Below are 11,096 nucleotides of genomic sequence, written 5' to 3' on the forward strand. Positions count from 1 at the left end.
CCGCTCTTTAAGCTAGCTAAGCTTGCAGCTCTGGTTTCTGCGAAGGATTTGGTATCGTCTTTTACCCTTCTTTTGCCGCTAAATCTAAGATCTAGCGCTCTTCCGTTTGCATCTACCATCGCATATGTTTCATAATCTATGGTAGCGCCTTGTTGAACCTTGGTCTGCAGATGATCAGCGTTAGGCAAGAGCAGTTGTCCGCTTCCTTGTTTATCTATTAGATGGATCGTGCTGGTATCGCCTACATCCGTATTGCCGCTAACATAAGCAGTGATCTTACCGCGCATATTACTTAGATCTGTATTGGCAGTAGGATCGGTTAGCTTGATCATCGAATCGCCGTCTTTAACGGTAGGTGGCATAAAGATATCGATATCGTCAAATCCGCTGATATTCTTAGCAGTGATTGAATTAGGAGCCGCGGGATTAGAAGTATCTTTACCTACGTTGAGTTTGCTTCCGTTGCCGCCCGAGATATTGCCGATATTATCGCCGCTGATTAAATTTACGGTCGAGTTATTGCCGCCATCAATATCTAAGCCGTTAAAATTCGTAGGATGAGAAGGATCGTCGCTTACTACATTTATGATAGGATTTGGAATATTTCCGTATTTATTGATCTCTCCACCGTCAAATTTACCGTCATTGGAAATTTTTCTGCCGGTTAGCTTGTTTCCCTGGATCAAGATAGACTGATCGTCGCTGCTCTTAATCAAGCCTTTTAGCATTATATCGTAGGTGGTAGAGTTTTTAAGCGTAAACTCACTAGTTGTTTGCTTAGCCTTTTCAGTGAAGCCTGTAAAGGTATTGCCCGCATTGCGGATAAGATAATACTCCTTACCATCCTCTATATTTAAAGAGCCGTAGCTATCATTGCTTGGATCGTAATCTATTCCGTTTAGTTGGAACTTAGCGTTATTGATATCGGTGTTGCCGGTAGCGGTTAAATTTAAAGCTGCAGTTGCGGCGCTACCGTTAGCGTTTGAAATTCCATTAAAGTTTAATACGTTTAGATTTGCTATATCGCCTGCGGTTTTTTGAGTAGAGGCGTTATATACGTTTAGGCTATTATTGGTACCGCTTGTATTAGATAGACCATATATCGTTCCTCCTACGCTTCCGCTATGGAAATTTACGCTGTTACCGCTACCGCTAGTGGCATCTGCAGCGTAGACGTTACCGTCAACTCTAGCTGAGCCTTTTAAATTTACAGTGTTATTGGTTGCGGAGCCGCTAGCTTTTGCTCCTTTTACGTCGCCAGTAACTTTGCCGCTATCGACATTTACGGTGTTATTGGTTGCGCTGCCGGCTGTCGCCTCTGCGCCCAGTGCGTTGCCCGCTACCAGTGCGCCTCTCTCTACCGTCACGGTGTTTTGCGAGGTGCCGGTACGACCGTATCCGCCCCAAACATTCTTTTTAGATTCGCCGCCGTTTAATTTCACGGTATTTTTATCGGCAGCTTTTTGTGAGCTTAATCCGCCGTAGACTTCATCATTCGCGGTAGTATTCGTTAAATTTACGATATTTTCTTCTGCATTATTGCTTATGCTATATCCGCCGTAAATTTCTTTCGTTACGGCGCTATCGCTTAAATGTACCTCATTTAATTTGGCGGCTCCGCTTGAAGACTGACCGCCGATAACGGAATTTATTTTTGAGTTATTTTGCGCCGTTATGATATTTTTTGCGGCATCTCCGCTATTGGCTTGACCGCCGCTTACGATACCGTCCACCTTAGCGCCGTCTAAGGTTACTTTATTATCGTGGGTACTGCCGCCGCTCGTATTAACGCCGCCACCGTTGACTTGATTTTTGGCGTGAGTGCGAGTTAAATTTACGGTATTGTTAAATGAGTTTACGCCTCTTCCGCCAAAAATCGTACCGCCTACTTCGCCGTCTTCTATATCTACTATATTTCTTGAAGCATCGTTAGTAGTGGATGTGCCGCCGTAAATTTCACCGGTTACGACGTTATTCCCTCTAAGTTTGACATGGTTATCTTCCGCTTTGCCACCTGCTGCATTACCACCATAAATATTCTCGCCGACTTTGGAGCTAGTCAAAAATACCCTACTGCCGGTTACGGCGCCGTTAGAGCTTTCTCCGCCGGTAACGCCCTTTTTAAAAGTCGTGCCAATAGAGGTTACTTTATTATTTGAAGCGCCTGTTTTGCTCTTGCCGCCTATGGCTTGTTGACCGATCTCGCCGCCGGTCAGATCTAAATAACTATTAGTAACCGTTCCGCCGCGACTTTCTCCACCGATCAATCTTCCGCCTATTTTTGCGCCATCATTAATTTTTGCGTAGTTATTCGCGACATCTTTATTGTTGCTTCTTCCGCCGATTGCATCACCGCTTATCTCACCGCCTGTTAGATCTAAATAGCTATTATTAACAGTGCCGTCGTAGCTAAGCCCACCAAATACTCCGTCATCGCCAGCAACATTCGTGCCCACGACTTTACCACCACTCATATCTACATGAGCTCCATCTATGTCGCCGTAATATGTAAAAGCGCCATAAATCGCTTTATCTACGGTACCGCCGCTGATGGTAACATAATCGCCCTGGCTATTGGAAGCAAGATTATGAGCGTCGTTTCTATAATAACTTCCGTATACGTAGTTAGTTACATGACCACCCTCTATAGTAGAGTGATTTTTTTCGGTTTTGCTAACCATATACGCGCCGTTGATATTTCCAACTTCGCCTTTTTTCAACCAACCGTGGTTGTTTTTAGCCGTTGCCTTACCGCCGCCTCCGGTAATGCCGCCGCCTGTACCGTTGGCGACCAAAACATCAGTGACTTTAGCGCCGTTATTATCTATAGTTACGACATTGTTTTGCAAAATAGCGGTGCTATTTTCTGCAGCTATTACTCCATTTACGTTTGATAAATTTACAACACCGGTAATATTTACTTTATTACCGTCTGCGCCGCCGTTTTCTACCGCAGCACCCGCGATTCTACCGTCGATGATAGGTGTTCCACTGATATTTACTTCATTATTATTTGCTTGGTTTGTACCGGTCGCTCTACCGCCCATTAGCGATGTGCTGTTAAAATTATTAAAATTCTTGTAGTATATCTTAGTAGCGCCGCTAACATTTACGATATTGTGTATGGCGTCTCCGCTATTGCTTGCTCTGCCGTACCACGTGCCGTTACCGCCGAGTACGACATAATGAACTTCTGCGTCATTCAAATTTACAGTATTGTTTTGTGCGCCTTTTCCTTCGCCGCCCACAAGTATCGCCACCGTAGCGCCATTATTGACATTAAGTATATTATTATTTGCCGAGGTAACTTGCTCATATAAGAAACCCTGCCCCAAATTGGTACCATCGCCGTTGCCTCCACCATAGATCGTGCGCTTCCAAGTACTTTCGCCGCCCGAGGTAACGCCTCTTATTGTTACGATATTATTATCGTTTTGTCCGTGAGCATTTGCTTTACTTTCAAAGCCGCCCGAATAATTTTCGCCTGATGATTTATATAATTGACTTGGGGTGCCGTCACTTTTAGTTACCGTTATGACTCCATTACCGGCTAAAGCTTGTGAAGGAGCAATGGCTAAGCATGCCGCCAAACTTAAACCGGAAATAATCGGTATCTTAATATCTTTCATAGTTGTAATCCTTCGTAAAAAATAAAAACTATCCATTATACTATAAAAATACCTATTTACAATAAATTTAATACAATTTCTAACGAAAGGTAGCTTAACGCGAAAAAATGGGTATCGCGATGTAACGTTTTCGATAATAAAGTAAAATTTCAGCTTATTTTTGTTATTGAAGCTTAAACGAAAAATTACGATTACAAAATAGCAGAATTTTAAAATTCTGACTTTAAAATTTAGCCAGCGGAATTCCCAAGAAGTGACGTAGCTGGAAAAAGCGATAGAATAAAAAGGTGGTAGTTTCTGGTAGCAGAAATATGGTAGGGCACCAAATTTCTAAAATTTGGATTTTGTGGAATTTAAAGCGAAGCAATATATATGAGAAGAATTAAAATTTAAAGTAATTCTAGGCTAGAAGCACATACTTCTGCGGTATGTTGTTAGCAAAGAGATTAAAATTTTAAAGCAAGTTCCAGGCGAGGCGATAAAAACGATAAAGTAGCGGCGCGGAGGGTTAAATTTTAAAAATTCTAAGTGAAAACAAAAGCAAGGGGGGGCAAAATTCTAAGAATTTCAAGCGAAAAATCTGGGCTTTTAGCGGTGTTTTGAAATGGCAAAGGGCTTTCGGCGGAGGTGCTTGAAATAACAGAGAGCTTCCGGCAGCTTTTAATGCCTGCAGGAAGCCCATCTTTATAGTTTATTATGTATCTTTTGCGCTCGAAAGCTCGAAATTTCGCTTATCAGAAAGTTCAAAATCCCAAAAATTTCTGCTGGCTTACTCGCAATGTTCCGCTAATGCTTTAAGCTGGGCTTGCCGCGGTTAAATTTTAACGCTTTCGCGTTTCTCGCCGCTAAAGCCTCGCGAATCGAGCTTAGCGGATTACAAGACCTTGCGGAATTCCGCGTCTGATAACCCAAACTAGGGTTTTCTTGCCCTTGTAATCTTTGATGTATCGATCGAAGTCGTCTGAGCTTTTGACATCGTTTTGACCGACTTGGATGATCACGTCGCCTACCTCAAAGCCGTAATCATCGGCTTTTGAGCCATCTTTGACACTTAAGACGAGGGCGCCCGAGACATCGTCGTCGAGGTTATATTTGCGGCGCAAGCTGTCATTTAACGTCCTTAGCTTTAGCCCCTCTATTGCGCTTTTTGAGTCCTCGCCGGCTGAGCCTAAGATGGTGGAGTCGGATTTCATCGCGTCTAGCTTGATAGTCGTACTCTTACTTTTGCCGTCGCGCTCAAATTCTACATCCACTGAGCTTCCTGGAGCCATTGAGCCGATTAAATTTTTTAGCTCGTTGGCGTTTTTGATAGATTTGCCGTTTATTTTGGTAATCAAATCGCCGCGCTTGATGCCTGCTTTATCGGCAGGCATGTCTTTTTCGACGCTTGAGATTAGCGCACCCTCTTTGCTTTCATAGAGCTCTTTTTGATCTTTAGACATATCTGAGATCGTAACGCCTATAAAGCCACGCTCGATCTTGCCGTTTGTGATGAGCTTTTCAGCGATCTCTTTTACCATATTTGAAGGGATCGCAAAGCCTACGCCGTTATTTCCGCCGCCGCGACTTAAAATAGCGGAATTTATTCCCAAAAGCGCACCGCGGCTATCCACTAGCGCGCCGCCTGAGTTGCCTGGATTGATCGAAGCGTCGGTTTGGATGAAATTTTCATATTGATTTAACCCGATATTGTTTTTATTTAGCGCCGAGATTATGCCTTGAGTGATGGTGCCGCCCACGCCGAAAGGATTTCCGATAGCAAAGACGATATCGCCCTCCATAGCCTTGGACGAGTCGGCAAATTTAACCGCAGAGAGATTTTTTTCGTCGATTTTAATAATTGCAAGGTCGGTTTTAGGGTCGGTGCCGATTACCTTGGCTTTATATTCCTTATCGCCTTCTAATAGCGTAACTACGATCTCGTCGGCGTTTTCTATTACGTGATTATTTGTGACGATATAGCCGTCTTCGGAGATGATGACACCAGAGCCTAGTGAGCTTCCCTCGCGCTCTTGTTGTTGCGGAATGTCAAAGTCGAAAAATTGCTTAAAAAACGGATCGTCAAACATCTGCGACATCGGGCTGTTACCTGCTTTGATCTTGGTTTTAGTTGCAATATTGACGACGGATTTTTTTACGTCCGCAAGTGAGCTGTGATACGAAAGCACCACGTCTTGATTAAAGCCCGGATTTACGCGTTCATAATTGCTTGGAGCTTCTTTAATGTCGATACTGGCGCCAAAAAGCGCACCTGCTAAAGCTATCGATATAATGATCGATTTTTTCATTTTTGCTTCCTTTGTGATAATGAAATTTTGGCGGAATTATAAATTTTGTCCGCTAATATATTCTTAACGCAAAATTAAAATTTATAAATAGAATTTAGCAAACTTGATTGACACTCACTAAAGTTTTATGATATAATCTACATAAATTTTAAGATTTTAAGGATTAAAATGGCAAGTACAAGCAGTTTATACGAAACCTTAGGCGTGGATAAATCAGCAAGCGCCGAGGAGATTAAAAAAGCTTACCGCAGGCTAGCTCGCAAGTATCACCCGGATATCAATAAAGAACCAGGAGCTGAGGATAAATTTAAAGAGATCAACGCCGCGTATGAAATTTTAAGCGACGAGAAAAAGCGTGCGCAGTACGACCGCCATGGCGATGAGATGTTCGGCGGACAGAATTTTCACGATTTCGCGCAGGGTTCGGCAAATATGGGCGATCTAAACGACATCCTAAACAGCATTTTCGGCGGCTCTTTCGGCGCAAAAAGCGCAGGCTCGCGCGGCGGATTTAGTTTCAGCTCTTTTGGTGGCGGCGAAGGTTTTAGCGGCTTTAGCGGCAGCAGTTTCGGCGGCGGATTTGGCGGCGCACAGAGCCTAGATACGCACAGCTCGATTGAAATTCCTTTTGAAACCGCGATACAAGGCGGTGAGATGAGCGTGCGCATAGGCGGCGAGACGGTTAAATTTAAAGTGCCCGCGGGTATAAATGCGGGCGAGAAGCTACGCATCAGGGGTAAAGGACAAAAATCAGGCGCTCAAAGCGGCGATCTAATTTTGGAAATAAAAATCGCGCCAAGCGCCGAGTATAGCCGCGAAGGCGACGATCTTTTCAAAAAGATTGACGTGCCTTTGAAAACGGCGATGTTTGGCGGAAAAGTAGAAATTTCGACGCCGAGCAAAAGCGCAACAATAAAGATCGCAAAAAATACCAAAAACGGGCAGAAATACCGCTTAAAAGGCTACGGCGTGCAAAACCGCAAGAGTAAAATTTTAGGCGATCTATACGCGGTGGTAAACGTCGTCCTTCCCGACGTCGATTCGCTGGATGAGGACGTCAAAGCCGCGCTGCAAAAGCTATAAGGAGGCATCAAAATGCATGATTACGATGAGCCGGTTTATCTCATATCGATAGTCTCGAAGGTCCTAGATATCCATCCGCAGACATTGCGGCAATATGAGCGCGAAGGGCTCGTGAGTCCGGGGCGCACGGAGGGCAAGATGCGCCTGTACTCGGCGCATGATATGGACCGCATACGCATGATTTTAAACCTTACAAAGGAGCTTGGCGTCAATCTTGCGGGCGTGGATGTGATCTTTCGCCTGCAAGAAAGGATTGCCGAGTATGAGCGCGAGATCGAGGAGCTGCGGGCTAGAATTTTAGAGCTTGGCGGAGAGACAGACTAAGGTCTGCGAAATAAAAATTTTAAAGCTCAGCAAAAATCAGATCCTGGTGCTATAAGCTGAGATTTTAATGCTATTAAAAAGCAAGATCGTCTCTCAAGCGTAGATTCAAGCGATAAATTTTGATTTTCAATGCGGATTTGTGGGCGCGTCAAATTTAAAGTTGCGCTAAGCAAACTCGGGCGAATTTTCTTACAATTAAATTTAAAAGTCGCCTTGATATAATTTAGCTTTAAAATTTAAAATTCCAAGCCGCGTTAGACATTAAAATTTTACCGCAAACCTCTAAATTTAGCGATAAAGTGCGACATAATTTCTCTATTTTTAAGCGGGATTTTAGTAAAATCACATTATAAAATTTACCCGTAAATTTATATGAAAAGATAAAATTTCATCGATTATCGCCTCCGGTAAATGGTCGCGGATAATGTAAAATTTGACAATAAATTTAGCGCTAAATTTTATGCATAATCTTACAAAAAAGGGAGCTAATGGAGCTTGTCATAGAGCTATTTCTTGCGATCACCGCGCTTGCGATAGTGCTAAATATCGTCTTTAAAATTTTTGAAATTCCCACTATCATCGGATATATCGTCGCGGGCGTGTGCTTTTCACAGATATATAGCTTAAGCAGTGTCGAAAACGCCCATATGTCCGAGCTGGCGGAATTCGGCATCGTCTTTTTGATGTTTACCATCGGGCTTGAGTTTAGCTTCCATCACCTGATGAGCATGAAAAAGGACGTATTTTTTAACGGCATACTCCAAGTACTCGGCACCGGTATTATTCTAGCGCTCATCATCGATCAAGCTTTCGGCGGAAACATAAAAACCGTGATGATTATCGGGCTTGCGCTCGCGCTTAGCTCTACGGCGATCGTGCTAAAAACGCTCAACGAAACAGGTGAAATCAACCAAAACTACGGGCGCAAGGTACTTGGAATCCTGCTCTTTCAAGACCTCGCCGTCATTCCCATTTTGCTGATGATAGACATATTCGGCTCAACTGACAATACCCCCGTGAATTATCTAATCTTAAAAACCGCCGTAAGCGCTGCAATAGTCGTAGTGATCCTTTTCGTGCTCGGCAAATTTGCTTTCAATCGCTTCCTTTACTACGTCGTAAGGACGAATTCTAAAGAGATTTTTATCGCGACCATCCTTTTTACCGTCGTGGGGGCTAGCTTTTTGGCGCATGTATTCGGCTTTTCATACACGCTGGGCGCATTCATCGCAGGTATGCTCATCGCAGAAACCGAGTATAAACACGAGATAGAGGCTGATATGACGCCGTTTCGAGACATACTGCTGGGGCTTTTTTTTATCACGATTGGCATGCAGATAAATTTTGAAGTCATCGTCTCGCACTATGGGCTGATCCTGCTCGCTATTATCGTTATAATGGCGCTTAAAACGGTTGTGATTTACGCGATCTTATTTCTCTCGACCGGCAAAAGGATAGCGCTAAAAGCAGCGCTGTCGCTATGCCAGATAGGTGAGTTTGCGCTTGCAATCTTTTCGCTGTTGATGAGCCGCGATATGCTAAGTAAGGAAAATGGGCAAATTTTAATTACAGTCGTAACCGCGACGATGATTTTAACGCCGTTTATCCTTAAGAATTTAAACAAAATCGCCAACCGTTTCGAGTCTAAAGTTGAAAAGCTCGAGGATGAGGAGCATAAAACCCAAATCCCGCCGATGAAAAATCATATCATTGTAGCAGGCTACGGCAGGATAGGGCAAGAAGTGGTGCTGCGCCTTAAAGATCAGGGGCTGCTATATGTAGTCGCCGAGAGTGATTTAGAGCTTGTGGATCTGGGCAAATCGCGCGGAGAGAACATATACTTTGTAAATATAATGCAAAAAACTGCGATCGACGAGCTGCATGCGCGCGAAGCGTCAGTCATCATCCTAACGATCGCAAATCAGCAAAAGCTCGACATCGTCGCTAAGATGCTAAACGGCTCTAATTTAAAAGCAAATATCATAGTGATGCATACGGGCGCCGATCCGCAAAGCGAGTTGCAGAGCGAATACGGCGAAAATTTTATCTTCGTAAAAAAGGAGAGAGTAGTAGCCAATGCGCTTTTACAAGAGGCGCTGAAATGCAAGCTAACGCAGTAGCCTTGAGCGTTTAAGATCAAATTTAATTGCATTTGCTATGCCTAAAATATCCACGCTTCTTTATTCTTACTTCTATACTCAGCTAATTTGAAGCGTTTTAATGAACGCAGATAATAGATATATTTATAATAGCTGACTTGCAAATTTTAAAGGTGCAAAGTGCTGCTTTGGATTGATTTAAATTCTAAATTTAAGCTGTCCTTCCATAGCTAAAGAATACTTAGACAAGGAGCTGATGAAATATATTTGAGCGATAAAGTTATTTAAAAACTCGTTTAAATTTTACTAATTTCACTCTTTTATCTCTTTATAAACGCTTAAGTTGCGTGCTAGGCAAACAAGGGTAGTAATAACGGACACAGGCGTCACTGCTAGAAGATAAAAGAAGCCAAAAAATAGCCCTATATCGCTAGATTCACTACCGCCGCCGGCAAGCCATAACGCTATAGCCATAATGGGATAATACAAAACCAATGTCACAATCGCAAAATTTTCTATCGCGAAAATCGTATTGCTTTTTTTGGGATTTTCTACGAAAAGTTTGCTGTATCTGCGTTTTGAAAAGAAAAATATAATCGTGCAAACGGCGCTAACTATAAACGCCCAGTGTAATTCGTACGAATTTGGTAAAAATAAAATCAAAAAAACCGTTGTTGCAAAACTCGCGAAAGCAAATCTGATCAAACGGTGAAGTTGATATTTTTGCTTTAAATTTTTTGCAATTTGTGCTAGAGCTTTGCCGTATTCCAGCGCCTCCTCTTTTCTTTGGATAGATTCTGCTTCAAGGCTCGCGTCATTAAATTTTTGCTCAAATTTAGCGGCTTCATCTTGGGCGCCTTGCGCCTTGTCGTTTGTTTTGTTAAAATTTTGCTCGCCGGAAATTTTATCGATGACGACTCCGCTAATTTTTGTCTGCGATTTTGGTGCCGGTAGATACACGGTCTCATCGGCGTTAAATTCCGGATTTGCGTTATATGTTATTATCGCCACCGGAATAGCGATAAAAATAGCGGGTATAATCTGACGCGTATCCCAGTCTATGTGATATTTTATCTGTAAATAAAATCCGATTAAAGCATAAAGGACGTAAAATATCGCAGCCACATGTATCCATATAAGCATAAAGGCTTTATCTGCATCGCTAAATAAAAGCAGGGCGTATTTTTTATACTTCAGCCTGCTTAGGCAGACGAGTATATTTATCGCAGATAGCGCGAGCATGCATAAAAACGACATTATGGGCGCATTATGTACAAACGTAAGAAACACGACGATATAAATCAGGAAGGTCAAAAGTGTCCCAAAAAACAGATATCTACAAAAGCGAAATCTATCGTAGCTTTTTAAAATTTCTTGTGGAATTTGGCTGATGTCCGCGGGGATTTTATCTTTTTGCATTTGCATTTTACTGCCTTTCTCGGTTATTTTAACTCAAATTTTGCTTTTTTACTCTGTAGCGTTTTAAATTTAATGAAGCGGGCTTTTTGGCTTGCTTCTTTTTTGGCAGACAAGCGATCCTGATTTCACATTAAATTTTAAAAGCGAATACTTACCGGCTCTTGCAATTTTATCGATAAAATTTTTGGCAGGCTAAATTTACGCTTCATTTCTAGCTAAATTTAGCTTCAAAATTTATCCTGCTTCATTCATAA

Annotated in this window: 6 protein-coding genes; 3 read left to right on the forward strand and 3 right to left on the reverse strand. The window is 42.6% G+C overall.

Going from position 1 to position 11,096, the window contains the following annotated elements; genetic code table 11:
* Together Q0174_RS06120 and Q0174_RS06125 are read right to left on the reverse strand one after the other, a co-directional pair.
* The coding region (locus Q0174_RS06120) for a hypothetical protein (protein WP_298042417.1) at window positions 1-3,629 on the reverse strand (3,629 nt) is incomplete at its 3' end.
* A gap of 866 nt (window positions 3,630-4,495) precedes the next feature.
* Window positions 4,496-5,917 (reverse strand): Do family serine endopeptidase, encoded by a 1,422-nt coding sequence (locus tag Q0174_RS06125; protein WP_298042419.1) that lies wholly within the window; start codon window positions 5,915-5,917, stop codon window positions 4,496-4,498.
* Between the two features lie 168 nt (window positions 5,918-6,085).
* Between Q0174_RS06125 and Q0174_RS06130 the strand changes: the two genes are divergently transcribed.
* The 3 genes from Q0174_RS06130 to Q0174_RS06140 all read left to right on the forward strand — a co-directional run bounded on the left by Q0174_RS06130 (window position 6,086) and on the right by Q0174_RS06140 (window position 9,444).
* A complete protein-coding gene (locus tag Q0174_RS06130) occupies window positions 6,086-7,000 on the forward strand; it encodes a DnaJ C-terminal domain-containing protein (RefSeq protein ID WP_297960816.1) in 915 nt (304 codons plus the stop codon).
* Window positions 7,001-7,012: 12 nt separating this feature from the next.
* A complete protein-coding gene (locus Q0174_RS06135) occupies window positions 7,013-7,324 on the forward strand; it encodes a helix-turn-helix transcriptional regulator (RefSeq protein ID WP_005870178.1) in 312 nt (103 codons plus the stop codon).
* Between the two features lie 488 nt (window positions 7,325-7,812).
* Window positions 7,813-9,444, forward strand: coding sequence for a cation:proton antiporter (locus tag Q0174_RS06140; protein ID WP_298042422.1), 1,632 nt, complete (start codon window positions 7,813-7,815; stop codon window positions 9,442-9,444).
* Between the two features lie 291 nt (window positions 9,445-9,735).
* On the opposite strand, the gene Q0174_RS06145 is transcribed toward Q0174_RS06140, so the two are convergent.
* On the reverse strand, window positions 9,736-10,848 hold the full coding sequence (locus Q0174_RS06145; protein ID WP_298042424.1) for a hypothetical protein: 1,113 nt from the start codon (window positions 10,846-10,848) through the stop codon (window positions 9,736-9,738).
* Window positions 10,849-11,096 lie beyond the last annotated feature (248 nt).

The organism is uncultured Campylobacter sp. (assembly GCF_937996225.1).
Lineage (GTDB): Bacteria > Campylobacterota > Campylobacteria > Campylobacterales > Campylobacteraceae > Campylobacter_B.